The sequence below is a fragment of the Acidobacteriota bacterium genome, assembly GCA_016716435.1.
Classification (GTDB): Bacteria; Acidobacteriota; Blastocatellia; order Pyrinomonadales; family Pyrinomonadaceae; genus OLB17.
In genome coordinates this window covers 18,869-45,657 of the sequence record JADJWI010000003.1, presented here as the reverse complement: position 1 = coordinate 45,657, position 26,789 = coordinate 18,869, and the positions used below count along the sequence as shown (strand labels likewise).

The window sequence follows — 26,789 nt, the reverse complement described above, 5'->3', positions numbered from 1 at the left end:
CTTATTACTTAGGGGAGAATTATGCGGTTTAATTTAACAGAGATCTTTCAACGAGCTATGGTTTCTGCCCTGCTCGCCGTCCTCATTTTGCCCGGTTGGGCGTTTTCGGCAGGGCCGGCAAAGGCAAAGGCTCTGACGGAGGAGCAAAAGATCCTTCATGTCCTCAATCGGCTGACTTATGGCCCCCGTCCCGGCGATGTGGAACGTGTAAAAGCGATCGGCATTTCAAAATTCATCGAACAGCAGCTAAATGCGGCGGCGATCGATGACTCGAAATTGGATGCTCGTGTCGGACGGTTCGATATTTTTGGGATGTCCACCGCGGAGATCTTCGGCAAATATCCGAACCCCGGAGCGCTTCTTCAACAGCTCGAGGGCCGCAATCGGCGTCAGCAGGCTGCCAATGGGACCGCCGCGATGAACGAAGAACCGACCGAGGCCGATCGCCGCGAACGCCAGCGCCAGCTTCGTGAGATCTATGCCGAATACGGCCTCAGGCCCGCCGGCCAGCTTCTCCCGCAGATAGTCGGCAATCGCGTCGTCCGTGCCGCCTATTCCGAACGGCAACTTGAGGAAGTGATGGTCGATTTTTGGCAGAACCACTTCAACGTCTTTGCCGGAAAGGCGGCCGTCCGATGGTACATCCCGAGCTACGAGCGTGACGTTCTCCGCAAGCATGCTCTTGGCAATTTCCGTGATCTTCTAGCAGGGACGGCACAGCATCCGGCGATGCTTTTCTTCCTCGATAATTTCGAATCGGTCTCACCAAATTCTCAGCAGCGTGCTGGCGGAAATGGCCCGCTTCAGCGAGCGATCCGCAGCGGCAACGTCCCGCTGCGGCTTCGCGAACAGATCAAGGAGCGACAGGGAATCACGGATGCCGAGCTCGATCGCCGAATAGCTCAGGCCCGCAATGCCGGAAATCAGATGCGGCGTGGGCTGAATGAGAATTACGCCCGCGAGCTTCTCGAGTTGCACACGCTTGGCGTTGGCGGCGGCTACACTCAGCAGGACATCGTCGAGGTCGCAAAGGCGTTCACCGGTTGGACCATTGCTGACCCGCGTGGCTATCGGCGTGCCGCCGCAAATATGATCCGCGGAGAAGAGAACCGGCAGATCGAACGGCTGCAACGGATGGCCGGAGTTCCGGACGACATCGAAAGCGGCGAATTCTATTTCAACGAACGCTCGCACGAGAAGGGCACCAAAACCGTGCTCGGTCAAAAGATCGACGAGGGTGGAATGAAGGACGGGCTCAAAGTGCTCGACATCCTCGTGAAGCATCCTTCGACCGCGAAGTTCATCGCAAGAAAGCTTGCGGTTAAGTTTGTCCGGGATGACCCGAGCGAGGCGATGGTCGGGCGGGTTGCCGCCGCCTTCACCAAATCGAACGGAGACATCAAGGCGACGCTCCGGGCACTTTTTACGGACAAAGAATTCTTCGCCCCTGAAAACTATCGGGCAAAGATCAAAACTCCTTTCGAACTCGCCGTCAGCACGCTGCGGGCACTCGGTGCCGAAACGAATGCGAACCCGGCACTGATCGGAATGCTCAATAAGCTCGGCGAGGTGCCGTATGGGTATCAGGCTCCGACCGGCTATCCGGACACCGCCGAAGATTGGGTCAACACGGGGGCACTTCTTGAGCGGCTGAACTTTGCCGTCGCGGTTTCAAGCAACCGTATTCCCGGCACTCGAGTGGACCTGCGGGGCTACTACGCCGCGAGCCGAGGCGAAATACTTGAGAACGCTATCGGGAAGATCTTGTACGACGAGGTCTCGCCGGCGACCCGGGCATCGCTCGAGAAGCAGGCCGCACAGCCGCTTCCCGAAGTAGCGGCAGGCAACGAAGCGGACGATCTCGATCTAGGCGATATAAATATGCGGCCGGCGGGAATGCCCGGCGGCGGAATGAACCGACGAGTGAGGTTGATGCAGCCCTCGGGCGAGCCTGAGGTCTTCAAAGCAGTAAGCCTCGTTCTCGGGACACCTGAATTTCAGCGGCAATAATGTTGTCCGTAAGCCGGCGGCCGACGCGTTACTTTGGCTGCCGGCTATTTTTGTCTCCGGAGGTAATTATGCGAAGAGTTTATATTGTTGCACTACTTTCACTGCTATCACTTACGGCATGCGGCGTCGCAGCACAGTCACGGCCTTCGAAAGCGGACTCGCCTTATCGGAAGGCTGCTGATTACTCGAGCGACGCCCGCGGTCTTTCGCTGATCGTTTATAAGGATCGCAAGGTCGTATTCGAGGAATATCACAACGGCCATTCGGCCGATTCTCCGCACCTTCTGGCTAGCGGTACGAAGTCTTTCGTCGGTGTCATGCTCGCCGCTGCGATCGAGGACGGCTTGATAAAGGGCTTCGACGAACGCGTTTCAGAGGTGCTTACGGAATGGCGTTCGGATCCACGAAAGTCACGGATGACCTACCGCGAATTGCTGACGCTGACGGGCGGGCTGGACTCGGGCCCGATCGGCCGTCCACCCTCATATTCCGAGGCCGCAGGCTTTGGCTCCAAGTTCGAGCCCGGCACGACCTTCGAGTATGGCCCGGTGCCGTTCCAGGTCTTTGGCGAGGCTCTTCGCCGAAAGCTCGAACCGAAGAAGGAAGGCGTTGTGGCCTACATGCAGCGCCGGATCTTCGATCCGATCGGGCTGAAATATGCCCGCTGGACAATGCAGGCAGGCCAGCCGAACCTGCCTTCGGGGGCGTACTTGACCGCCGGAGAATGGCTCAAGTTTGGCAGGCTGCTTCTCGATGGCGGCAAGTGGAACGGGAAACAGATCATCAAGAAAAGCCTGCTTGACGAACTGACCAAAGGCTCGAAGGCCAATCCGAACTACGGCATTACGTTTTGGCTCAATCGGTCCGGCGAAAGCAATGCAAATGTCGCCGAAAATCGCGGCCGTCTTGGCCGATTACTTGGCGACCGCGAGGCAAACACCACCGCAATAAGTAAACGCGGCTTCGGCAACGACCTTCCTCGGGACATCTACGTCGCCGCCGGAGCCGGCAATCAGCGGCTCTACATCATCCCGTCGGAAAAGATGGTTGTCGTGCGGCAGGCAAGGCAAGGACGCTTTGACGATGGCGAATTTTTGCAGCTGCTGCTTGGAAAAAAGTGACGGTCCATGTTTCTATTCGGGCCGCTTGAGTATGAAGGTCGCGGTATCTCCGCGGCCTTCCGCATTCAGCCTTGCCGCTTCGCGTTCCCACTCGGCCATCTGAGCGTCCGTGAAAATATCCGGCGGATGGATCACGCCCGGTGCCCCGTCTGGTATTAGCTGAATATCCTGCCTATACATTTCACTTCCCCAGAACTGAAACGCCTTCGATTCATAGCGGACGGAAGCGACGGAGAATCCGGCGTCGTTCGCAAGGTCAGTGAAAGCCCGTTCAGTAAAAAGATACAAATGCCGCGGAGCGTCGAGCTGAACCCAGTCCGTTGCGTATTTCTCCCAAGCAAAGTTGATCACCGGCATCGCAATCAGAAGGTGGCCGTCCGGCCGGAGCAGCCGAAACGCATCACGCAATGCCGCCTTCGGATCGGGCAAATGCTCGAACGAATGGCTCATTATGATCAGGTCAAATCCAGGTTCGAGTTCGCTGAGCGGCCGCTTCAGAATGCGAACCCCGGTGGGCAGCTCGATGTCGCCTTCGATGAATGCATCGGCACCGGTCAGGTCGCGAAAGCCGAAATAATGCAGCGTTTGAAGCAGTTGCCCCTTGCCGCAGCCGAAATCGAGTATCCGCGAATCAAAGGTGAGTCTGAGCTCAGGATCGCGCAGGGTCGCCGGGAAGTTCCCGGCAAAACCGGGCCGCATTCGGGACAAAAGCTTGCCGGCAAACCCGCGTCCTTCTACAAAATGTTGTCCGATCACCCGTGCCGCAAATCGGTGGATCGCCGTCCGGCCGACCGGCGTTTCAGAGTTAAACGACAGGTAATTATCGGGATAGTATTTCGCGAGCTCGGGTATTTCCTTGATCTGAAGAGTCCCGCATTTCGAGCATTCGCAATAAACGAATTCGTCGCGAGTGCCAAACATCATCTCGCGAGCAGTGTGCTCGGCGTTTCCTGATGCGTTGCCGCAAACCCGGCATGCGAAGCTCATAACGATTGCGGCCGCTCAGACCCTGCGGCCAATGGTGAAGACCTTGACAAGTGCAAGTCCGGCGATGAAGCCCCCGATGTGTGCCGCATAGGCGACGCCGCCCGTCCCCGCCGGTGTCAATGCTCCGAGAACGATCTGGTAGACGATCCAGATACCGAGTGCGACAAAGGCCGGCACCGTCGTGAGGAAGTTGAAGATAACGGCCCGCACCTGCCGCTGCGGAAAAAGGAGTATGTAGCCGCCGAGCACACCGGAGATCGCCCCCGAGGCTCCGAGCATCGGTATTACTGACGAGGTGTCCATCGCGACCTGGGCAAGAGCCGCAGCGATGCCGCAAAAGATATAAAAAGCGGCAAACCGGACGTGGCCCATCAGGTTCTCGAGATTATCGCCAAAGACGAAAAGGAACAACATGTTTCCGACGATGTGTCCGATACTGCCGTGCATGAACATCGAGCTGATGAAATTGAAATAGACCGACAGCGGCGTCGAATAATGCCGTATCTCGGCCGAGTTTCCCATCGAGTCGCGAACGACCTGTACACCGCTCAGGTCAACTCCCGTCGTTATCTCCTGCGGCACCAGCGACCAGGCGTACGTGAACGACTCGCTCGACCCGAGCTGCTGCAGCAGCACAAAGACAAGCACGTTGAGCCCGATGAAAAGATAGTTCACAAAAGGAACTATCTTTATATCACTGTTGTCATCGCCGATCGGAAACATAAGCCCAGTCCTCCGCCGAAAAATTTAGAGGTGTTCCCGCAATACTACACTCAAACCTATCAAGCTCCAATATCTTCGCGGGTCTGCAACAGCTCGTATCCTTCGCTCCGGGCGACGAAAGTTGCGGCCGTGATGTCGCCAACAACGTTCAGCGTTGTACGGCACATATCCAATAGGCGATCAACGCCGAGGATGATTGCGATCAGTGCCGGATCGATGCCGATCATGAAGAGAATGCCGATGATGAAGGGAATCGAGCCGCTCGGCACGCCTGCAGTCCCGATGCCGCCAAGGATGGCGAGATAAACGACCATCAATTGCAGTGAAATCGTCAGATCAACACCGGCAAGCTGTGCGAGGAAGAGCACCGTCACGCCCTCGTAGAGAGCAGTTCCGTTCTGGTTCGCCGTCGCTCCGACCGTAAGCACAAAGCTATTGATCTCTTTTGGCACTCCGAGGTTCTCATGCGTAACGCGAAGTGCGGTCGGCAGTGTCGCGTTCGAAGATGAGGTTGAGAAAGCCGTCAAAATCACCGTCCGAACGCGCCGGAAGAAATCCAGCGGATTGAGCCGCGAAAGGAAATAGATCGAGAGCGAATAGACGCCGAAGAAATGGATCGAGAGACCGAGGAGCACCGTAACGACGAACCATCCGAGCGATTGAAGAAGCTCGAGCCCAAACTGCGCGATGTTGTTGAAAAGTAGGCACGCCACCGCGTATGGAGCGAATTTCATCACGATATCAATGATCTTTGCCGTAATCGCAAAAAGCGATTCGCAGACATTCACAAACGGAGCCGAGACCGCTGAAGGCAGGAGCGTTATAGCGACCCCAATGATGAGCGCAAAGAACATTATGTGGAGCATGTTCGGGCTCGCTGCGGAGATCGAATTGAAGACGTTGCTCGGGACGATGGTCTTCACGGCCTGCATCAACGGCGTATCCGCCTTTGCTGTCTCGGCCGCTTTTCGCTGGGCCTCGGTGGCGGCTGAGGCTCCGCTGCTGAATTCTTCTTTCAGCGCCGCGGCAGTCTCGGGGCTGATCCGTTCGCCGGGCCTGATCGTATTCGCCAGCGTCAGCCCAATAACGACCGAGATGGCCGAAATGATGAGCGTATAGGCGAATGATTTGAACCCGATCCGGCCGAGCTTGCGGATATCGCCGATCCCCGCAACGCCGACGACCAGCGACGAGAAAACCAGCGGCACAACGATCATCAGAAGAAGGTTGAGGAAAAGCTGCCCGACCGGCCTGGTGATGTTCTCAACCGTCCAGACAACGCCGCTGTGGTCGCCGCCCCAGATCCAATTGGCGAGCAGCCCTCCACCGACGCCGACCACGAGGCCGATCAGGATCTTTGTGTGCAGCGGCATGCCCTTCGGCTTGTCCGGTGTGTCGTCGTCAAGGTCAGTCGTTAGTTCCTGCTCGTAGTCATCGGGCGGTATCTGCTCTTTTTCACTGTTGCTCATTTAACTCTCCGGTCGCGAGAAAATCTGTTGAAGCACTCGAATTATGTGAGAAAAGCCCGGTGACTACAAGCTTAAAAGGGGCTTACGGTCCGCGCTTTGAAGATTTACTTCGGGACCTAATGCAGTTTGCAACATAAGTTGCAACGAAGTAGCTCCTGTCTATGCGGTGCGTGGCTTCCGAACTTATGTTGTTTGATTTGGCGAGCAAAAAAGGCGAAACTTCCCTACATGAAAAAACTTGCGTTGCACTGGCGGATACTGCTCGGTATGGCTGCGGGCGTGGCTTTCGCGGCATTACTTATCCAGTTCGAATGGGGAAAAGGTTTTATCGTTGACTGGATAAAACCGTTCGGAACGATCTTTATCAATGCCCTGAAGCTGATCGCGATCCCGCTCATTCTCGGTTCGCTGATCTCCGGCATTGCCGACCTTAACAACATCACACAACTTTCAAAGATGGGCGTGCGGACCATCGCGATCTATATCGCGACGACCGTGATCGCGGTCAGTCTTGGGCTCGCCATCGTTAACATCGTTAAGCCCGGAAGTGCAGTCAGCGAAGAGACCCGCACCCAACTTCTTGCAAGTTATGAGAAAGATGCAGGAGCTCGCATCACCGCCGCAGAAAAGCAGAAAGAGACAGGCCCGCTAAAGCCACTCGAAGACCTGGTGCCGGAGAATATCATTGCCGCGGCTAGCTCAAACGGCAACATGCTGCAGGTGATCATTTTTGCATTGTTTTTCGGCATCGGGCTGATATTGATACCGCCCGACAAGGCGGCTCCGGTGAAAGGATTCTTTAACGGGCTCAATGAAGTTGTGCTCAAGATGATTGACCTGATAATGCTGGCGGCTCCATTCGGTGTCTTTGCGTTGCTCGCGGCGATCATTGCTGAGGCTCCGGGGCCGGATCTCTTTTTCGCACTGCTTTGGTATGCGATGTCGGTCGTCTTAGGGCTCGCCCTACTGTATTGCTTTTACATTTTTCTTGTTTGGGCATTTACCAAAAAGTCCCCAGCGTTTTTCCTCAAGGGAATCGCCCCGGCGCAGCTTCTGGCATTTTCGACGAGCTCAAGTGCGGCCACGCTTCCGGTGACGATGGAGCGCGTTACCGAGCACCTCGGCGTTGATGATGACGTCGCGAGCTTCGTGCTTCCGATCGGCGCGACGGTAAATATGGACGGCACTAGTCTTTACCAAGCCGTCGCAGCCGTTTTTATCGCCCAGACCTTCGGGATGGACCTGAGCTTTGGAACACAGCTCGGCATTATCCTTACGGCAACGCTCGCCTCTATCGGCAGTGCTGCGGTTCCCGGAGCGGGAATGGTGATGCTTGTCATCGTTCTCGCACAGGCCGGAATTCCCGAGGTCGGCCTTGCTCTCATTTTCGCCATCGACCGGCCGCTCGATATGTGCCGGACAACGATCAACGTCACCGGCGACGCTACGGTCTCGATGATCGTTGCTAAGTCGCTGGGCCGGCTCGGCGAGCCCAAAGAGCAAAACTGGGATGATCGATTAGAAGAAGTGATCTAAGTAGTATGTTGAAATCAGTGATCCGGTCCGGTGTTTGGGCCGTTGCGGTTTTTGCTTTTGTGACGATCTCGGTTGGACGCGTTCACGCCCAGCAGAAGTTCGTTGCGTCGCTTTCAGGCCTTCAGGTGGTTCCGGTCAGTGCATCTTTCGGCAGAGGATTTTGCTCCGCTGTGCTTGATGCTCAGGGCACCGGTTTCAACCTTGATTGTTCGTATTCCGGCGTGGCTGCTGGGACCTCTTTCACACTCCATCGAAATACGGCTGTCGGGCAGACGGCGGCGCCGGTGTTCTCTTTGCCACTTGCCGATCAAAGCGGCAGCTTCGGGCTTAGTCTTGGAAGCAGCGGTGACGTTGCTGGTGAGTTCCGCTCGAACCGCTGGTATGCACAGATATCGTCGGCGGGGTTTCCCGCGGGCGAGATCCGAGGCCAATTTAAACTCGCGAACGGCACTTACAACGACTACGACGGTGACGGCCGGACCGACCTGCAGGTCTATCGCAACTCGGTGAACACCTTCTTCGCTCTTCGCAGCACCGACGGCGGTTACCTCGAACAGCGGCTCGGCGAACCGGGCGACTCGGTCTCGCTGACGGTCGATTGGGACGGCGATGCCCGCTCCGATTTCTCTACCGCACGTTACGCCTCGGAGGTCTTCTGGCGGATCTTGCCGAGTTCGACGAACGTACTCGAAACGACGCAATGGGGCAGTTCATCGCTCAGCGACTTCTTCGCGGCGGCGGATTACGACGGCGACGGCCGATTTGATATCGCTGTTTTCCGCGGCGGCGTTTGGTACATTATCGAAAGCTCGACCGGCTCCGTTCGCTATGAATATTGGGGACAGCCCGGCGATGTTCCTGCCCCGAACGATTTTGACGGTGACGGCACGGCAGACCTCGCCATCGCCCGAAGCGAAGGCGGCCTGCGATATTGGTGGGTCAGGAACAGTTCGGACGGATCCGTCAGCGTTATCCAATGGGGCTTAAGCAACGACGCCTTTTTCACCGGCCGGAGCGATTTCGACGGCGACGGAAAGGCCGATCTTCTGGTCATCCGCAACCAGAGCGGCCAGCGTTTCTTCTACATCCGCCGAAGCTCCGACGGGTCGATGTCTGTCATCCCGTGGGGACTTTCAAGCGATGTGGTAAAGCTCGGCGATTATGACGGCGACGGCCGCACGGACCCGGCCGTAACTCGTGCCATCGACGGCCAGCGTGTTTTTTTCATTCTGCAAAGTTCAACTGGCCAACCGCGGATAGAGACATTCGGCCTGCAAGGGGATTTTTAGGTATGTTCGAGTCTATCCATTTTGAATCCGCCGGCCGCACGACGACCAATGCGTCGCGGCCTGATGTTCTTGACCGCCTGCGGGCAATCGTCGGTGAAGAGAATGTCGTCGTTGATCCTGAACGGGTCGAGCCCTATGGCGCGGACGCGGTAAAGGAGAAGTTTCCGCCCGAAGCCGTCGTCTTTCCCGCAACGACCGCCGAGATGGCTGCCATACTGAAGCTCGCAAACGAGGTCGTCTTTCCCGCTACGGCACGCGGCGGCGGCGTCGGTTACACGGGTGGTGCGGTTCCGGTCGAAGGCGGCATCGTCATCGGCACGGACCGGATGAAGCAGATCATCGAGATAAACGCCGATGACCTCTACATCACCTGCCAGCCGGGACTCACTACCTTTGAAGTGCAGCAAGCCGCGGCCGAGGTCGGGCTGATGTTCGCACCCGATCCGGCGAGTTATAAGGATTCATTCATCGGCGGAAACATCGCCGAAAACGCCGGCGGAATGCGGACGCCGAAGTACGGCGTGACCAAGCACCACGTTCTCGGGCTCGAGGTAGTAACGGCCCAGGGTGACATCATCCGCACCGGCGGGCGGACCGTTAAGAACGTCGTCGGCTTTGACCTTACGAGCCTGATGTGCGGCTCGGAAGGCATGCTCGGCATCATCACCGAAGCGACGCTGAAGCTTCTGCCGATGCCCGAGGCGACCTCGACCGTTCGTGCAAATTTCACCTCGATGGAGGCGGCCTGCAAGGTGCTCACCAAATTTACGCCGCTCGGCATCCTACCGATGGCGATGGAGGTCATCGACAAGTTCTGCGTCGCGGCGGTCGAAGAAAATTTCGCCTTCGGGCTCTCGAAAGAGGCCGAAGCGATACTGCTTGTAGCCGTCGATGGATCCCGCGAGGAGGTCGGGCGGCAGGCTATCATCATCGAGAAGATCATCGCGGAGAATGGCGGTTTCGACGTCCTCCGTGCCCGCTCGAAAGAAGAGGAAGACAAGCTCTGGGACGTCCGCCGGGCGATCAGCCCGAGCCTGATGAAATATGGCACGCTGAAGATAAACGAGGACGTCGTCGTGCCGCGGTCAAAGGTGCCTGAACTCGTCGCCCGCATCGAGCAGATCGGCAAAACGCACGACACCTTCGTCGCCAATTTCGGCCATGCCGGCGATGGCAACATCCATGTCAATTTCGTAGTTGACCGCAACGATCCCGCTGCCATCGCCCGAGCCCGCGAGTGCGTCGCCGAGACCTTTCAGCTCTCCGTTGAACTCGGCGGCACCATCTCCGGCGAGCACGGCATCGGCTACGTCAAGTCGCAATACATGCACTACGCCATCGACCGCCCGACGCTCGAGATAATGCAAGCGATCAAAAATGCCTTCGACCCCAAAGGCATCCTAAACCCAGGCAAGATGTTTGTTTAGAGCACGACCCCGCGTTTTGATGATTCGATGAACTCGACCAGGAGGTCCACCTCTTCGCAACCGCTGATCTCTTCACGGATGCGTTCGAGTGCCTGCGTGGTGTTTAGCTTTGAGGAAAGCAGCAGCCGGTAGGCGTGGTTCAGATTTTCGATGACCTCTTTTGCGTAGCCGCGGCGCCGCATACCGACGCGATTGAGGCCAAAGCATTTGGCATGGTTGCCCTGGATTATGGCGAAAGGCGGAGCGTCCTTAACCACCACCGAATACCCGCCGACAAACGCCTCGCGGCCGACGCGGCAAAATTGGTGCACACCCGAATATGCCCCGACGTTCGCCCGGTCGGCGATCTCAACGTGCCCGGCGAGCGTGGCCGCGTTCGCCATTATCACATCGTTCCCGACCTGGCAGTCGTGGGCCACGTGGGCCTGTGCCATCAGCAGATTGCGATCGCCGATGCGTGTCCGCCCGCCGCCGCCGGCCGTGCCGCGATGGATCGTAACGAATTCCCGTATCTGGTTCTCCTCGCCGATCGAGGTCTCGGTTTCTTCGCCGCCATATTTCAGGTCCTGCGGGGCGAGCCCTACGGAAGCAAAAGGGAAGATATGGGTTCCGCGGCCTATCGATGTTCGCCCGCCGACGACCACATGTGAATCAAGCCGGACACCTTCCCCAAGCCGAACTTCCTCGCCGACCGTGCAAAACGGCCCAATGTAGCAGTCCGCACCGAGCTCGGCCTCAGGGGCGACGATCGCCGTTTGATGGATGAAGGTCATAGGTCGGTCGGGTTTTCTGTGTCGGATTCGACCGGGTCGGGCGTTGTGCTCTTATCGCTGCGGATGATGAGCCACGTAAAGATGACAACCGCCGGCAGAGCAAGAAAGAGCCCGAGGATCGCACCGCCGAGCGTCGCGGAAACTATCCCGAGTACGCCGAGCTTGGCCCGCCCCCGGAAAAATCCGAAACCGAGCGGGATGAGCCCGAGCACAAAACCGACCGCGGCATTGATGGCGGCAAAAAGATAAACGGCCTCGATTCCCTCTACCCGTATCGGTTCCATGGTTACTCCTTAGGCGTTCGCGGTGCGATCACGCTTGTGATTATCGCCTCGGTCGCGACGTTTCCGTCAACGGTCGCCACGCCCCGCATCTTCTGAATGCGCGACCCGATCCGGAGGGCCGTGACCTCAAGCCGGAGCGTATCGCCCGGGACGACCGGGCGACGAAACTTCGCATTCTCGATGCCGCTGAAATAGGGGATCTTTTCGTCGCGGTCCTCAAACTCGCGAAGGGCAAGGATCGCACCGACCTGCGCAAGTGCCTCGATCTGCAAAACTCCGGGCATTACCGGAACGCCCGGAAAGTGGCCTTGGAAGAATTGCTCGTTCGTCGTTACCTGCTTGATGCCGACTATCCGGACGCGGGGCTCAAGCTCGATGATCTTATCAACGAGCAAGAAGGGATAACGGTGCGGAAGTATCTCTTGGATCGCTATCGAATCGTAAATGGCCATTGGGGAAAGCACTGTTAATAATAAAAGCCAACGGCCGACAGGAGCAAGTTCCCGCCGGCCGCCTGCTGCTTACGTTTTCAGGGTCAAAGCCGAAGCCAACTACCGCTGAGCCGTTGCCGGGCGTGCGTTGTAGAAGGTAATGAATTCCTTCGTGATATCGGTCGAGGGGTCGAGGTGCAAGATCGCACCGGCCTCCGCCATTTTCGAGATGTCGAAAACGACAGTATATCCCTTCTGCTTTGCAAAATCACTGATTCGCTGGACGATGTCCTGATTGACCGGGCCAAGGAGCTCGCCTGACCGCTTTTCGAGAAAGGCGTCGAATTCCTTCTTTTTGAACTCGCCTTCACGCTGAAGCCGAGCGGCTTCGTCCTGTTTATCGGTGATGGTCCGCGGGTTGAACGGCGGTGCGTTCGGGGCAGCGGCGGCAGTCCGAATAGTGTTGATCTCGGTCGCGATCGCCTGAAGGCGGTTCTGAATGCCGACGAGTTCCTGCTCTTTCGGCTGTGCCTCTTTTTCAAGAGCGAGGTAGGCTGCGGCCAGCCGCTTGATGCCTTCTTTCTCATCGCCAAAGAAACGGGTATCGATCCAGCCCATCTTGCTGCCCGCTGCTGCTCCCGTCGTGCCCTGCGAATAGGCCGGAGCGGCGAATACACCCGCAAAAACCAACGTTACTGCTAAAAATAGTACTTTTTTCATTGCTTAAACTAACTCCTACTTACTTCCCTGAAGTCGTCCTGATCTTCTGTAAAATACTTAGAAACGAAACAGGCCCTATGCGTTGCTAACGTGATCGCTTGCAGGCAAAAAGAATTACGATGATATTTTATCCGCGAATGCTAAGTCAAACAACGGCCGCCTCGCGAAAACGGCCGCCTAAGCTGCCGGGTTAAAATGTGCGGCCGACCGTAAACCTGAAACCGCTCCGTTGTCCCGGTAGAAAAATTCCCGGCAGATCTTCCGTAAACCCAAACTTACCGTTCGGGTTGTAGTAGTAGATCAACCGGAAGGGGACATTGACCACCGGCACCTGAACGCGAAGTTCAAGCCCGACCGTTGCCTTAAAGTCGCCGATCTTGCTGAATGCGGCATCATCCACGCGAAGCAGCGAATTCTGCTGGGCCTCGCCGCGAAGGAAAAACTGCTGCACTTCGGGTGAAAGCGAGGTCGGGCAGCCGAATCGGTTACCGCGGCAGAATTCGTTAACGAAGTCGGTCTTCGTCATCACACGGCCGCGGTAGTAAAGAATGCTGCCAAAGCTGCTTTCGAGTACGGGCGTATTGATCAGCCCGAGTGCCGTAATGCGGCCAGCCCCGAGGAAAACGTCGTCGTTTAAAAATTCACTATTGATCCGCTGAGTTCCCGATTTCCGAAGGTTAAAGACCGTTCCGATATCCGCAAATGCCGCCAGCGTCGCCGGGCCAAAGATCGGAATGCGGTATTCAAAGTTGCCGAGCAACTGCGTATCGCCGCCGATAAAGCGGAAATTGCGTGAAAAGAGTGCAGGGTTCGCTCCGTCCGGGCCGGTCAACTGGCCGATGGCGGCGATCTGACTCGGGATCGGAGAACCGGTCGGGAAGCCCGTGATCGGTGTCGGCGTGCCAACAGGGTTGGTCGCGACGGAAACGTTCCGCGTCGTCACGTACGTATCGAACGGTGCGATCGGCCCGATGGCTCGCGAGTTATAGCCGCGGACGTCATTTTCGCTGCCGAGGAAGTAACGCTCAAAGATCGGCACGCCGCCGATGAACGAGATCGAGTTTGCGTCGCGGACGGCCTGGCTTGTCGACCAGCTTCCGACCGTTCCGGCGAGGATGCGGAATGCGAACACTTCCGGATTTCGGCTGTTCTTGCGGCGGACCGGGATGAACTTTGAAAATGTGATGTTCGGCTGATAGGTCCGCACGTCGCCGCCGAGGCCGGCAAATGCGAGCGAAAGCGAAAGCTGGGTGCCGCTGTTTGTGTCGATGCCATTTGCCGCCGGCTGCCGCGTATCGTAAACAAAAGATCCGGTCACGCGGCTGGTGATAATGCCCGGCTGACGATAGATGATCGGGATCCGTGCCGCCGGGTCTGCCGACTCATTGATCGGCGGATCGGAGATCGAAGTGCTCGTCAGCGAATACGAAAGCCCGACGCGCGAGAAGGTCGAGAACGGTCGCTTCTTGAAAAAGAGTTCGGAAAGCGGTGCCGTCGCAAAGAGCGAACCACCGATAGTTGTCTGGGTAAAGAGATTACTCTCATCAGTAACGACCTGGCCAAATGGGTTAAAGAGATCCTCGAGTACGTTCGCATTCTGCGTCAGGAACGTACCCTCGCCGAAGAACTTGTATCGCGAGGCGAAAAGCGAGGCGCCGACCGAGATCGGGCGGTCGCGGAAGTACGGCTCCTGATAAGAAAGCTGGAAGCTCTGCTGGCGGTTGCCCGCACCGAAAGCGAGCGAAAGAACCTCTCCGCGGCCGGCGAGGTTATTGGTCGAATATTCAAGCCCGAAGAATGAGCCGCCGATGCCCGAGACGCCTCCGTTGAAAGATATCTGCTGGCGGCCTTTTTCCTTGACCTTGACGACGAGGTCAACGTCGCCCTGGTCTTCGTCCGTCCGCGTTTCTACGTCCTGGTCCTTGTCGATCGGGTCGAAGTACTGCGTCTGGTTGACACGGGCTAGCGAGATCTCAAGTGCCCGCTGGTTATAGATGTCGCCTTCGTTCAAAAGAAATTCACGGCGGAGCACTCGATCGCGAGTAAACGTATTTCCGGTAAATTCGAGCCGACGGAGCGAGAACTGCTTTCCTTCCTCAATGAGAATCGTGATATCGACGATACCCTCGTTCGGATTGTCCGGGTTGTCGCGGAAATTCGGCTCGAACTCGGCGTTGTAATTAACGAAGCCTTGGTTTCCGTAGACCTGCTTGAGGTCTTCGTAAACCGCGTCCTGCAGACGCTTGCCATTTGCGATCTCGCCTTTTTTCAGCCCGACCGCCCCAAGGATCTGCTCCTCGGAATAGATCGAGTTGCCCTCGACTTTCAGTTCGCCAACGCGGAAGATCTTGCCTTCGGTTATCGGCACGGTGATCTTGAGTGTGTCGTCCTTTGATGAAATAAGCGGAAGCGGCAGAACGATGAACGGAATGAAGCTGGTCCGCTTTACGCCGAGGCCTTCGACGACCGGGTCACCGATGCGGGCCTGAAAATAGCCCTTTGAGAACATGTACGAGCGAACATTCTTCTGCAGGTCAAACTGCAGCTTCTGCATATCAAGAATGTCCTGTCCTTGAAAGCGCGAAATAAGGCCGGTCTCTCTTACAAGCTCAAGCGCGTTTCGCAGCTCGCCGTCCTTGAAGTTCTCGTTGCCTTCAAAGGCTATCTCAACGATCCGCGAGCGGAAGCCTTGTTCGATAGCAAACGTGACGGCGATAGAGGTGGCCGAAACCTCTTCTTCCTCTATCTTTACGGTCGCGTTCGGGTAGCCGCGGGAGGCAAGCAGTTCGCGAAGGATGCGGGTCGCACCACGTGCCTTTACGGGGTCGTAAACGGCTTCCTTCGAAATACCGGCCCGCTGTTCGCGAAAAGCCTTGAGCACGTCGGATTCTTGCACGGCCTTGAGCCCGCGAAACTGAAGGTCGCGGATGATAGGCCACTCGCGGACCTCAAAGATCACGTTGATGCCGCCGCGAACACCGTCGGTCGTCAGAACGCGGGTTGCTGTTTTATCAAAAAAGTTGAGCGAGAGAAGTTCGCGTAGATCGCGTTCAAGAGCCGCCGGGTCGTAAACATCGCCGGGGCGTGTGCGAATGTAATAAAGCAGGTCCTCATCGCGAAGACGGCGGTTTCCCTGAATATCTACCGATTCGACGATCTGCTGTTCGTTGGCCACGGCGGGAACAGGCGTTTCCGCTCGTGTCTCGTCGCCTGCGGCAGCTCTGAGCGGGAGAGCCATGAATGTCAGGCTTAATAGAGCCAATCCGAACGCGCTCACTTTCTGCATAAAAATAGGAATTCCTTAAATAATGCGATCTCGCAGGCTTTTTGGGCCCGCAGAAGCCGCCATACTAACAATTTAATTCGCTAGAATATCCAATCGCTGACGGCTTTTCAATGACGGTAAAATACGCGTCGTATGATTCGACCGGGCAGTATCAGGTTGCCTTCATCGCATAGCGTCGGCAAAACCCCGAATTATACAGGGAATCGCACGGAAAATCGAAAGCCCAAGCGTTTCTTTTACGAAAGCTTGGGCTTTACTGAGTTATTGCTGAGCAATGGCTTATGCCTTTCCGGCTCGCTGAAACTGCTCTTCAAGCCCGGCGGGCAGAACTTCGCGGATGTTCAGCGTGCCATCCTTCACCGCGACCTCAACGTCGCTCAGCTCCGAGATCTCGCCCTGGATGAGAGCTTCGGAAAGCTCGTCCTCGATGTATCGCTGGATCGCACGCTTCAGCGGCCTCGCACCGTAAGTGCGGTCGGCGCAGGTCTTATCGATGAACCAGCGGCGGGCCTCGTCCGTCAGCCGAAGCGTCATATCGCGGCCGGCCAGCCGTAAATTGAGCCGTCCGATCTCAAGCTCGATTATCATTTCAAGGTCGGCATCGGTGAGCTCGTCAAAGATTATTACTTCGTCAAGCCGGTTGATGAACTCCGGCGCAAATGCCTGCTTTACCTCGCTCATTACCTGTTCCTCGAGTTTTTCACGCGAAGCATCCACGCCGGCCTGAAAGCCGAGTTTTCCGCGTTTCTGTATCGAACGGGCGCCGATGTTCGAGGTCATTATAAAGATCGCGTTGCGGCAATCGACCACCGTCCCCTGGGCATCGGTCAGCGTTCCGTCCTCAAAGACCTGCAGCAAAAGGTTCGCTACGTCCGGATGCGCTTTCTCGATCTCGTCAAAGAGCACTACCGAGTAAGGCGAGCGGCGAAGCTTTTCAGTGAGCTGTCCGCCTTCTTCATGCCCGACGTATCCGGGAGGCGAGCCGATGAATTTCGAGACCGAATGCTTTTCCATAAATTCGCTCATATCAAAGCGGATGAGCGAACGCTCCGAGGCGAAAAGATATTCGGCAAGGCTTTTTGCGACCTCGGTCTTTCCGACGCCTGTCGGCCCGAGGAAAAGGAACGAACCGACCGGGCGGCTCGGATTCTTGAGCCCCGCACGCGAGCGGCGGATCGCCCTCGCGAGTGCGGAAATGGCCGGCCGCTGGGCAATGACGCGTTTGTGAAGCTCGGCCTCGATCTCAAGCAGCTTCTTCGATTCTTCTGCACGGATCGACGCTACCGGAATGCCGGTCCAGCGGGCGACAACATCGTCAACATCGTCTTTTGTCACCTCGACCGCACCGAGCGATTGCTCGATGTTGCGAAGCTCATACGAGATAAGCTGATCTTCATTCGCAGCGACGCGCTTCCAGCTTTCGACCGCCTCTTTCCACGAAGGCTCAGCCGAGCTTTCCTGCTGATAGCGGAGCTTGGCACGCGAGCCTGCTTCATCAAGCAGGTCAATGGCTTTGTCCGGCAGAAAGCGATCGGTGATGTAGCGGTTCGACTGCGAAACCGCCGCCTCGATGGCTGTACGCGTGTAGCGGACCTGATGAAATGCTTCGTAGCGGTCAACGATGCCGCGGATGATCTCAAGCGCGTCGGCCTCGCTCGGCGGATCGACCTGAACGGCCTGAAATCGCCGCTCGAGCGCCCTGTCGCGTTCGATCGATTTGCGGTATTCGGCGGGCGTTGTCGCGCCGATGCATTGCATCTCGCCGCGTGAAAGTGCCGGTTTTAAGATGTTTGCCGCATCGAGCGTGCCCTCGGCCGAGCCTGCTCCGACCAGTGTGTGAATTTCGTCGATGAAGATGATGACCTCGGGCTCTTGCCGCACCTCTGCCATCACTTTCTTGAGGCGTTCCTCAAACTGCCCGCGGTACTTCGTACCGGCGACCAGTGCTGAAAGGTCGAGCGAAAGTATGCGTTTGTTTTCAAGAAAGGTCGGGACCGCTCGGTCAACGATCCGCTGGGCAAGCCCTTCGATTATCGCTGTCTTGCCAACACCGGATTCGCCGATAAGCACGGGATTGTTCTTCGTTCGGCGGCAGAGGATCTCGATAAGGCGTTCGGTCTCGGGACCGCGGCCGACCAGCGGGTCAAGCTTGCCTTGCTGTGCCTCGGCTGTCAGGTCCCGCGTATACTCGGCGAGTCCGGCTTGTTTCTGCTCGCCCGGCTGGCCTTGAGTGGCGGCCGGCGGTGCGGGTATCGGCTTGGAGGTCTGTCGGACGATCTCATCGCGGACATCCTCGACCCGAACGCCGTATTTGAAAAGTATCTCCGCCGAGACGGTCTTCTCCTCGCGGAGCAGGCCGGCAAGCAGATGCTCGGGGCGGATCTTTGTGCTTTTTAAGTGGCGGCTTTCCTCGCTCGCCCAGAAAAGCACCTTCTTTGCCTCGGGCGAAAGGTGAAGCTCGGCCGACTGCGGAATGCGGTCGCGTATGGCGATCCGCTCCTCAACATCGCGGCGAATCGCTTCAACGGAGATCGATCTTCGGTAAGGGAAGAATCGTGCGCCGACCGTTTTATCTTCACGCATGAGGCCGAGCAAGAGATGCTCGGGGGCGATGACCTGCGACCCGTATTGAAGTGCTTCATAACGGGCAAAAAAGATCACCCTGCGTGAACGTTCTGAATAGCGTTCGAACATAAGATAGGCCTCGGCCGAATCGGTACCCGCAATTATAGCGGATGGACCGGCGGGATCGGCAATCATTTACTGGATTAAATTCAACGAGCTAGCCCTTAATAGTCTTAAACAAAGGGTAAATCCAGATTTATTTTTCCTGATCTAGCTGGGCATTCGCGAACCGGACTCGACCACCGGCCGGCTGTCCGGCTCCGGCAGCTCGACCATTACCGGGGCATTTCGGTTAGCAATGTTGCCGAGCAGCTTTCCGCTCTCGGCGAGTTCGACCCGCGAGGTGAGCACTCGCGAAACACGCTTCGGCAAGAGCATCGGGGCAATGCTCGCGATGGAATCCGCCAGCGAAACTATGTCGCCGCCGCCTGTCCAATGTCGCCGGACGACCTCTTCGTCCGTCCGATTGACCAAACGCAGTAAGGAGAGAGCGACCACGTAGATATCATCTACCTGGCCAATGAAGGGGAAAATGTCCGGTATCAGATCGATGGGCGAGATCACATAAACGATCGCGGCCAGGAAGAGTGCTTTTTCCCCGGTCGGAACCCTCGCATCCTTTAGGAGCCGGCCGAGCAGGACGACCATGTTCGGCAGGAACATAAGGAAATTGCGCATCCGGCCCTTGGCCTCGCGCTTCCGCTTAACGGGTCGTGCCTCGTCGGCAGAGATGGTTTTGCTCTTGCTCATAACGATCCTATCGGGGATAGCCCAAGTCTATTCAGCCGAGTCGGTTTGTGCAAGTTTCCCGCCGCCGGGTTGTATGCTAAATTCGCAAGCGTTAGCCTGTAAACGGATATGATCCTCGAAAAGATCCGCCGCCGTGCCGCGGCCGACCGCCAGCACATCATCCTCCCCGAAGGCGAAGATGCCCGAACGCTCGCCGCCGCCGAAATGTGCGTTCGCGATGGGATCGCGGACATCACCGTGCTCGGCAATGAAGAACGCATTCGCGAGCTCGCCGCCGACACGGGAGCAAATCTCAACGGCATACGGCTGATCGACCACCGCAAGAGCGACGACCGCGAGCGGCTCGCAAGGCTTTACCACGAACTTCGCCGTTCAAAGGGCATAACGCTCGAAGAAGCCGAGCAGGCCGTCAAGGATCCGCTCTATTACGGAAATCTTCTCGTCCGCGAGGGACGGGCCGATGGCTCTGTAGCCGGTGCGACCAATACGACGGCGCACACGGTCGCCGCCGCGCTCAGGTGCATCGGCGTAAAGCCGGGCTTCAAGACCGTCTCGAGCTTTTTTCTGATGGTCGTGCCGGACGTGAAGTTTGGCGCGGGCGGAGCGATGATCTATGCAGACTGCGGCGTTGTTATCGATCCCGATGCGGGGCAGCTCGCCGAGATCGCGATGGCTTCGGCTGATTCGTGCCGGGCATTGCTCGAGGCCGAGCCGCGTGTCGCAATGCTCTCGTTCTCAACAAAAGGCAGTGCCGAGCACAAGCTGCTAGATAAGGTGATCGCCGCGACCAAGACCGTTAAAGCCCGGCTTCCTGAGCTGATCATCGATGGCGAACTGCAGGCCGATGCCGCGATAGTTCCTTCGGTCGCCGAGTCAAAAGCTCCGGGCTCCGAGGTCGCCGGCCGTGCCAATGTCCTCATCTTCCCCGACCTCAACGCCGGCAACATCGCCTACAAATTGACCGAACGCCTCACCGGCGGGACCGCCATCGGCCCGATCCTTCAAGGCCTCGACCGCCCATGCAACGACCTCTCCCGCGGCTGCAAGGCCGAAGACATCGTCGATGCCGTAGCCATCACCGCCGTCCAATCGCAGGCCCGTAAGGCTGCGAACTTCTAGGGCTGTTTTTCCGGAAGAAATGCAGCAATGCGGAGCGGCCCGCCCGAGCCGCCCTTTATCTTCATCGGGAACGCAAAAACGTGGAAGCCTTTCGCGGGAAGGCGGCTCATATCGCCTACGTTCTCAAATGCCGGTATGTTGTTCGTCATTAGCGCAACGTGGGCCTCATAGGTCGTTGATTGCCCGCGGTCGATGCTTGCCGTATCGATGCCGACGGCCTTGATCTTTCTATTCTCGACCAGCCATTTCGCGGCCGCGGGGTCGAGTCCCGGAAAATGAAGGTCTTTGACGGCGTCCGGCCCCTTTTGGTCGGTGCCGAGATAGGTCTTGAGGTCCGGCCAGCGTTTCGCAAAACCGGTCCTGAAGAGAATTATCGAGCCCTCGGTTATCTGCCCGTTCGCTGCTTCCCACGCCTTTATATCTTCCGTCGAGATCAAGTAGTCGCGGTCGGCCTCGGCCTTGGCGGCAATGTCGATCTTGACGCCCGGCCCGATCAGTTCCTTGATCTCGATCTGGTCGGCGGTCTTCTTACCCTCGGCAAAATGGATCGGCGAATCGAGGTGCGTCCCGCCGTGCTCGGCTCCGGAGAAGTTGTATGCTGAATAGTAAAAGCCCTTGTCCGTCGTTCCTTCCGCAACCGTCGTACGCTTGAAAGGCTCGGCAGTCACCCAATAGACGGTCTTCTCGTCAAAGTCGTGCGTCAGGTCGAGCCACTGCCCGGCAAACGGATCCGCGGCCGGCGTTCCGCAGCTAACGGCGAAAAGTAGTGCCACCGCGGCAAGGTATGCTTTTTTCATCTCTTTATCCTCTCTTTGAAAACCGGCCTATCGCCCCGCGGGCCGCCTTTCGCGAAGGTCGAAACGCTCGCCCGAATTCAGAAAACTGACGTGAAAAGGCTGCCGGCCGTTCGGCGAATGGACGAACATCACCTGCGTTTTACCAACGACCTGCAGCCGACGGTTGTCCTCGATCAGGACGGCCGTGTCCTCGTCGATACCGATCCCGAGCATCCGCGGATTCTCCATCACGAGTCCGAAGAGCCGGTTATGCCGTTGGCGTACGAGGAAATGCTGATCGAATATCACATTCGGCACGAGCCCAAGGCCTTTCCTCACGCCAACTTGCTTGCCGTCCAACAGCTTCAGATCCGCATCGCCAGTCATCATCGGGTCTGACATGACGGCCGCTCCGGCGCTCGTCCCGCCAAAGGGCGTACCTGTTGCGAATCTCGCCCGCAGGCCTGCTAAGAGCGGCTCATCGGCAAGCACATCCATGATTCGGTTCTGGTCTCCGCCGGAGAAGAAAACGCCGCTTGCTTGCTCAAGCATTCGCATGAATTCAACTCTTCCTTTCTCATCGAGCGGCCGCCGCGGAGCATCGAGCACTGTGCCTGCACCGGCATCGGTGAACTGCTTTTTGAGCGATTCAAAGCTCTCATCGGGAACTCCGCTCGCCCATGTGATGACCAGGATTTCGGCCTTTTCGCCGCCGCTCCACGTGACAAATTGCTTCATCGCGGCCGCCGGCCGTTCACCGCCGCCGATGACGAGTAGCCGCTGTTGACCGTACTGGTCAAGCGAGAACAAAAAAACAATGGCCGCGACGAGCACAAGTCGGCCCGCGAAAATATTCTTCATCCGTTTCTGCGTTTTCATTTTGTGACGTAGTTATTTTTCAGATCGGCTCGAGTGAGCAGCAACCGCCAGCCATCGGCCGTTGGAATTGATGAACGTAATTGTGTAATGCAGAACAAACCGCTCGGCCGGCGAGTTCTCGCGGTTAAGCACCCGCGGTGAGACGCCGCGGACGACGGCCGTATCGCCATAAACGCTGACCGCCAGATCGCGATATTCGACGTTCGAAAAGCGAACCTTGCCGGATAAATAGGTCTCGATGAACGGTTCGAGTGGAGTCGCTTGCCCGGTGCTGTGTGTCCAGTTGAATGTAGGATGGGCGAGTTCGCGGACCGTCTTTGCGTCGTTCTTTGCGATGGCATCCTGGAGAGTTTTCTCGGCCGCGAGAACTTCGGCCTTTGCCTCGGCGTCAGTTTTTCGCATCGGCGTCGCTTGCCAGGCAATGGCCTGCCAGCGGCCATCGCGTTTCACGAATGTGCCGGTATTCAAGTGGTTCGTTACCGTCGTTTTGCCGCCGTTGATGGTCTTTCCGACCAACTGAAAGGCGACGACTGCGGTGTTGCCGTGGATCTGTATCCGCACGTCCTCGGCGTTGTAGAGCGTGACCGCGTCAGTCGGCTTTGCGGGCGGGGCGGAGCGGACGCCGCGCATCAATTCCTCTTTCCCGATCCGCTGGCCAACACCGCGGGTGTAGATCAATTCATCCGCCCAAAAGCGGTCGTGAATAGCGGCATCATTTCGGCCGGCACCGTCGAGGAACTCGCCAAGCAGTTTCAACAGATCGCCTGCGTCCTTTGAGCCCTGGCCGGAAGCCGCCGCCGCAAAACTTGCGAGGATAAATATTAAGATCGTGAGCTTTTTCATTTGCCGAGAATCTTAGCCGAAACTCTCGCTTCTGAAAAGGGCTCGGCGTTACCTGCCGTAAAGGTCGGGCTCGCCTTTCGGTCGCGTCTTCCAGCGTTTGTGAATCCAGAGCCATTGGTCCGGATAGCGGCGGATGATGGATTCTATCTCGCGGGTAAATGCCTCGGTGGTCACGAGCACATCGGCATTTCGGTCGCCGGTTATCGTCGGCTCGATCGGGTCGCCGTGGACGAATTTGTATTTGCCAGCCTCGCTGTCGTAAACGCAAAAGCAAGGGAAGATCAACGCTCCTGAGCGGATCGCCATCAGGGCCGCTCCGCTCGATGTACACGCCGGAATGCCGAAAAACGGCACAAATACACCGCCTTGCCGGCTGGAGTTTACATCGACGAGTGCTCCAAGAAATCCGCCTTCGCGGAGTATCGAGATGGCCGTCATCGCTGAGTTGCTCTTGTTGATCGGCCGAGCGCCGAACCGCGTTCGAAGCGAATTCGCCATCTCCTCTATCAGCGGATTATCGACCGGGCGGGCGAGAAAGCTGATCGGCTCGTAGATTATCGCAAAGCCCTGCACTAGCAGTTCCCAATTGCCCATGTGCCCGGTGGTTATCAAGATCCCGCGTTTCTCGGCCTTTACCTTTCGATAAAGCTCATCGATCTCCGGCCCAAGGTCGAAATCGACGATGTCCCGAATGTTCTCCGGTGTGATCTTTCTTAACTGGCTAGCCTCGCCAAGCACTCGGCCGAGGCTTTCGAAAGTTCCGCGGGCCGTCCTCAGCCTTTCATCAGCCGACATTTCCGGGTATGCGAGTTCGAGGTTTCTGATTGCGACCCGCCGCAGCCCGCCGAGCACGCGAAACCCGAGCCGCCCGACCGCGATCCCGAGCCCGACTGCCCAAGCCCGCGGCAGCAGCGAAAGGGCCGTAAAAATGCTCTTTGCGACCGCGAATTCGGTATATATCTGCAGTTTTCCCTTTCGGGCCATAAGCCATTTTTGTTCAATACCTTAAGGGAAAGCAAGCCATCCAAAAAACTTGCTCCGATTCTCTTACAAAACTCTTACAATCGCCGGCTCTGAAAGGTGTTAGCCTAAGAGTGCGGCAATTCTCCCGCCGCAATTTATTTTTCGGGGGATCGATGGGAACAGCAACTTTAAATCCGGCGAGCGAACGCTCGCTAAACCTCACAACGATATTCTTTGTTGTCGTTTTTCATATTGGAGCCATTGCGGCGCTCTTCACCTTTAGCTGGCTGAACCTCGGCGTCGCGGCCTTTATCTGGTGGTTTGCGGGAAGCCTCGGCATCGGCATCGGCTATCACCGCTTGTTGACGCATCGCGGCTTCAAGACGCCAAAGTGGGTTGAATATACTCTCTCCGTTTTCGGAACGCTCGCCCTTCAGTCAGGGCCGCTGAGCTGGGTCTCGACGCACCGCATTCACCACGCTTTTACCGATCAGGAAAATGATCCGCACAGCCCGCGGCATGGCACCTATTGGTCGCATATCGGCTGGATCTTTCGCGGCACCTCGCAGAACCAGACAGAAGAGACGATGCGGCGCTATTGCCCGGACATGATCGATGACAAGTTTCATCGCGTGCTCAATCGCTTTTACTGGATCCCGGTGATCGCACTCGCCGTCGGCCTGTTTGCGGTTGGCGGTATCGGGATGGTGTTCTGGGGCATTTTTCTCCGTACTGTGGTTGGCTGGCATTTCACCTGGCTTGTTAATTCGGCAACGCACCTCTGGGGCAGCCGCCGCTTTGAAACGCGTGACGACTCGCGAAACAACGGACTCGTTGCCGCCCTTACGTGGGGCGAAGGCTGGCACAACAATCACCACGCTCATCCGCGTTCAGCAAAACACGGCCTTGCCTGGTATGAGTTTGATATCAACTGGATCGAGATCCGCCTGCTTGAAATGGTCGGGCTCGCCAAGGACATCTACGCCTTCGACCCGAAGAAGCAGGAAGAGCGAAAACAGGTCAAGCTCGACCCCGTAACGGACGCGGCCTAACCACCAAACACTCGCGATAATTGGGCAAAGGTAGAAGCACGGCTTTTACTTTTGCCCTTTTCGCTTCTAATCTTGGGCTTTTAGCGATGCAGCGGCGAAAGTCAGCCATTTTCTTCCTTGTTCTCGGCATTAGCCTTAGTGCCCTTACCGTTGCGCTCAATGTCGGCTGGATAATCTTGAGCTTTCGCGAGGTCGTGATGATGATCCTCGGGGTGATCTTTTTTGCCCTGATCATCACCGGCCTCATCCTTAATACCATCTTCCTTGTCCGCGAGATCCGCCGCAATGAGCAGCACGATGCCTTTCTAAATGCCGTCACGCACGAGCTGAAAACGCCGATCGCCTCGATCCGCCTCTACCTCGATACGCTTCGCAGCCGCGACATTTCGCCCGAGCAGCGAGCAGAGTTTTACGACATTATGCTCAAGGATAGCGATCGGCTCCTGCATACGGTCGATGAGGTGCTTCAGGCGAGCCGTGCCCGCACGCGAGAGGCCCTCACCGTCAGCGAACGTATAGATGTCGGCGAGGCCGTCCGCGAAGCTGCCGAGGCCGTCACCAAACGCTATGCTCTCGATGAAGGCGAAATTCGCATTTCGGCGCCGGCCTCGCCGCTCTTTATCACCGGCGACCCCGCGGCGATCCAGACCGTTTTCCTCAACCTTCTAGACAACGCAATAAAGTATTCGCCCGATGAGCGTCGCGTTGCCGTCCGCATTCGCCCCTCGAAGGGTGGAAGAATGGTTGACGTCTTTGTCCGCGACCAAGGCATCGGGCTTGACGCCACGGAGTTCAAACGCATTTTCCGCCGCTTTTACCGCGTCGGGGATAAAAGCGCAAAGGCGATCAAGGGCACCGGGCTCGGGCTTTATCTTGTCCGTTCTATCGTAAAAAAACACGGCGGCAGCACACGTGCCCAGAGCAAGGGCCGAGGGCCGCGGGACGACCATTCTTGTCCGCTTTCCGGCCGCTGAAACTAAATGAAGATACTTATCGTCGAAGATGAAGAGCACCTTGCCAACGGGCTGCGGTTCAACCTTGAGGCCGAGGGCTTTGAAGCGAGCGTTGCCGCCGATGGCGAAACGGCGCTCGAACAGATCACCGGCGGCAGCTTTGATGCGATCGTACTTGATGTGATGATGCCGGGCATTGATGGGTTTACAGTCGCCCGAACTCTTCGCGAGCGGAGCGACTTTACGCCAATTTTGATGCTGACGGCTCTCGGCCGTCCTGAAGATGTGATCAAGGGCTTTGAGGCCGGTGCCGATGATTACCTGCCGAAGCCCTTTGACCTCAATGTCTTTCTCGCACGCATCCGCGGGCTGATCCGCCGGAGCGGTTGGCAGGCCGAGGGCGAAAAACGCGCCGCAGAGGAATACAATATCAATGGCCGCATCATTGATCTCGACAATCTCGAGCTCCGCCACGGCGGCGGCTCCGAACGCCTGACCCTGATGGAGGCAAAGCTGCTTCGCTACCTTATCGAAAATGCTGGCCGGGCCGTCTCACGCCGCGAGATACTCGATGACGTCTGGGAACTCCACGCCGATACCGACACCCGCGCCATCGACAACTTCATCGTCCGCCTCCGCCGCTATCTTGAGGACGAACCGAACAATCCTCGCATCCTCCAGACCGTCCGCGGCATCGGCTACCGCTTCAACCCGCCCGAGTCGTGACATTGGCGGCACACTCTGCGAAAATAGCGACTTATCTCGTAGCCCAC

At 57.3% G+C, this 26,789-nt stretch carries 23 protein-coding genes; 9 read left to right on the top strand and 14 right to left on the bottom strand.

All coding sequences use genetic code 11. The features are described from left to right. Positions 1-21: 21 nt before the first annotated feature. Complete coding sequence (locus IPM21_03340) at positions 22-2,010, top strand: DUF1800 domain-containing protein (protein MBK9162934.1); 1,989 nt, start codon at positions 22-24, stop codon at positions 2,008-2,010. A gap of 68 nt (positions 2,011-2,078) precedes the next feature. After that, positions 2,079-3,131 (top strand): serine hydrolase, encoded by a 1,053-nt coding sequence (locus IPM21_03335; GenBank protein MBK9162933.1) that lies wholly within the window; start codon positions 2,079-2,081, stop codon positions 3,129-3,131. Between the two features lie 12 nt (positions 3,132-3,143). On the opposite strand, the gene IPM21_03330 is transcribed toward IPM21_03335, so the two are convergent. From IPM21_03330 to IPM21_03320, 3 genes are read right to left on the bottom strand one after another with little or no spacing between them, the layout of a single operon-like run. Next, on the bottom strand, positions 3,144-4,118 hold the full coding sequence (locus IPM21_03330; protein ID MBK9162932.1) for a class I SAM-dependent methyltransferase: 975 nt from the start codon (positions 4,116-4,118) through the stop codon (positions 3,144-3,146). Positions 4,119-4,133: 15 nt separating this feature from the next. Next, on the bottom strand, positions 4,134-4,841 hold the full coding sequence (locus IPM21_03325) for a rhomboid family intramembrane serine protease (protein MBK9162931.1): 708 nt from the start codon (positions 4,839-4,841) through the stop codon (positions 4,134-4,136). 59 nt (positions 4,842-4,900) lie between these two features. Beyond that, the gene (locus IPM21_03320) at positions 4,901-6,310 is read right to left on the bottom strand and encodes a dicarboxylate/amino acid:cation symporter (GenBank protein MBK9162930.1); all 1,410 of its coding nucleotides are present in this window, start codon (positions 6,308-6,310) and stop codon (positions 4,901-4,903) included. A gap of 228 nt (positions 6,311-6,538) precedes the next feature. Here IPM21_03320 and IPM21_03315 point away from each other — a divergent pair, with 228 nt between their 5' ends. From IPM21_03315 to IPM21_03305, 3 genes are read left to right on the top strand one after another with little or no spacing between them, the layout of a single operon-like run. After that, a complete protein-coding gene (locus IPM21_03315) occupies positions 6,539-7,846 on the top strand; it encodes a dicarboxylate/amino acid:cation symporter (GenBank protein ID MBK9162929.1) in 1,308 nt (435 codons plus the stop codon). Between the two features lie 5 nt (positions 7,847-7,851). Then, positions 7,852-9,135, top strand: a complete 1,284-nt coding sequence (locus tag IPM21_03310; GenBank protein MBK9162928.1) for a VCBS repeat-containing protein — start codon at positions 7,852-7,854, stop codon at positions 9,133-9,135. Positions 9,136-9,137: 2 nt separating this feature from the next. Next, complete coding sequence (locus IPM21_03305) at positions 9,138-10,562, top strand: FAD-binding protein (GenBank protein ID MBK9162927.1); 1,425 nt, start codon at positions 9,138-9,140, stop codon at positions 10,560-10,562. Here the strand turns inward: IPM21_03305 and lpxA are convergent. The 7 genes from lpxA to IPM21_03270 form a co-directional block, all read right to left on the bottom strand. Continuing rightward, positions 10,559-11,335, bottom strand: coding sequence for an acyl-ACP--UDP-N-acetylglucosamine O-acyltransferase (gene lpxA / locus IPM21_03300; GenBank protein MBK9162926.1), 777 nt, complete (start codon positions 11,333-11,335; stop codon positions 10,559-10,561). The two genes, IPM21_03305 and lpxA, sit on opposite strands and share 4 nt — an antisense overlap. Then, positions 11,332-11,619 carry a hypothetical protein gene (locus IPM21_03295; GenBank protein ID MBK9162925.1) on the bottom strand — a complete coding sequence of 96 codons (288 nt, stop codon included), beginning with the start codon at positions 11,617-11,619 and terminating at the stop codon, positions 11,332-11,334. Before IPM21_03295 ends, lpxA begins: the two co-directional genes overlap by 4 nt. 2 nt (positions 11,620-11,621) lie before the next feature. After that, positions 11,622-12,071 (bottom strand): 3-hydroxyacyl-ACP dehydratase FabZ, encoded by a 450-nt coding sequence (gene fabZ / locus IPM21_03290; protein MBK9162924.1) that lies wholly within the window; start codon positions 12,069-12,071, stop codon positions 11,622-11,624. 99 nt (positions 12,072-12,170) lie between these two features. Further along, a complete protein-coding gene (locus IPM21_03285; protein ID MBK9162923.1) occupies positions 12,171-12,770 on the bottom strand; it encodes an OmpH family outer membrane protein in 600 nt (199 codons plus the stop codon). 190 nt (positions 12,771-12,960) lie between these two features. Beyond that, positions 12,961-16,056, bottom strand: a complete 3,096-nt coding sequence (bamA, locus tag IPM21_03280) for an outer membrane protein assembly factor BamA (protein MBK9162922.1) — start codon at positions 16,054-16,056, stop codon at positions 12,961-12,963. 279 nt (positions 16,057-16,335) lie between these two features. Next, positions 16,336-18,750, bottom strand: coding sequence for an ATP-dependent Clp protease ATP-binding subunit (locus tag IPM21_03275; protein ID MBK9162921.1), 2,415 nt, complete (start codon positions 18,748-18,750; stop codon positions 16,336-16,338). 141 nt (positions 18,751-18,891) lie between these two features. After that, positions 18,892-19,431 (bottom strand): DUF1232 domain-containing protein, encoded by a 540-nt coding sequence (locus tag IPM21_03270; GenBank protein ID MBK9162920.1) that lies wholly within the window; start codon positions 19,429-19,431, stop codon positions 18,892-18,894. A gap of 108 nt (positions 19,432-19,539) precedes the next feature. On the opposite strand from IPM21_03270, the gene pta reads away from it, so the two are divergent. Then, the gene (gene pta, locus IPM21_03265; GenBank protein ID MBK9162919.1) at positions 19,540-20,550 is read left to right on the top strand and encodes a phosphate acetyltransferase; all 1,011 of its coding nucleotides are present in this window, start codon (positions 19,540-19,542) and stop codon (positions 20,548-20,550) included. Here pta and IPM21_03260 read toward each other — a convergent pair. The 4 genes from IPM21_03260 to IPM21_03245 are packed head-to-tail and all read right to left on the bottom strand — an operon-like array spanning position 20,547 to position 24,032. Then, positions 20,547-21,347 (bottom strand): cyclase family protein, encoded by an 801-nt coding sequence (locus IPM21_03260; protein MBK9162918.1) that lies wholly within the window; start codon positions 21,345-21,347, stop codon positions 20,547-20,549. The genes pta and IPM21_03260 overlap by 4 nt on opposite strands. 27 nt (positions 21,348-21,374) lie before the next feature. After that, positions 21,375-22,187, bottom strand: a complete 813-nt coding sequence (locus IPM21_03255; protein MBK9162917.1) for a cyanophycinase — start codon at positions 22,185-22,187, stop codon at positions 21,375-21,377. A gap of 30 nt (positions 22,188-22,217) precedes the next feature. Then, entirely contained in the window at positions 22,218-23,048 is an 831-nt protein-coding gene (locus IPM21_03250) for a nuclear transport factor 2 family protein (GenBank protein MBK9162916.1), read from the bottom strand. 48 nt (positions 23,049-23,096) lie between these two features. Continuing rightward, entirely contained in the window at positions 23,097-24,032 is a 936-nt protein-coding gene (locus tag IPM21_03245; GenBank protein ID MBK9162915.1) for a lysophospholipid acyltransferase family protein, read from the bottom strand. 152 nt (positions 24,033-24,184) lie between these two features. On the opposite strand from IPM21_03245, the gene IPM21_03240 reads away from it, so the two are divergent. The 3 genes from IPM21_03240 (at position 24,185) to IPM21_03230 (ending at position 26,742) form a co-directional block, all read left to right on the top strand. Further along, positions 24,185-25,063: a fatty acid desaturase gene (locus tag IPM21_03240; protein MBK9162914.1), complete on the top strand. Its 879-nt coding sequence runs from the start codon at positions 24,185-24,187 to the stop codon at positions 25,061-25,063. Positions 25,064-25,149: 86 nt separating this feature from the next. Then, a complete protein-coding gene (locus tag IPM21_03235; protein MBK9162913.1) occupies positions 25,150-26,037 on the top strand; it encodes a HAMP domain-containing histidine kinase in 888 nt (295 codons plus the stop codon). A gap of 6 nt (positions 26,038-26,043) precedes the next feature. Next, positions 26,044-26,742 (top strand): response regulator transcription factor, encoded by a 699-nt coding sequence (locus tag IPM21_03230; GenBank protein MBK9162912.1) that lies wholly within the window; start codon positions 26,044-26,046, stop codon positions 26,740-26,742. The last annotated feature ends 47 nt before the right edge of the window (positions 26,743-26,789 follow it).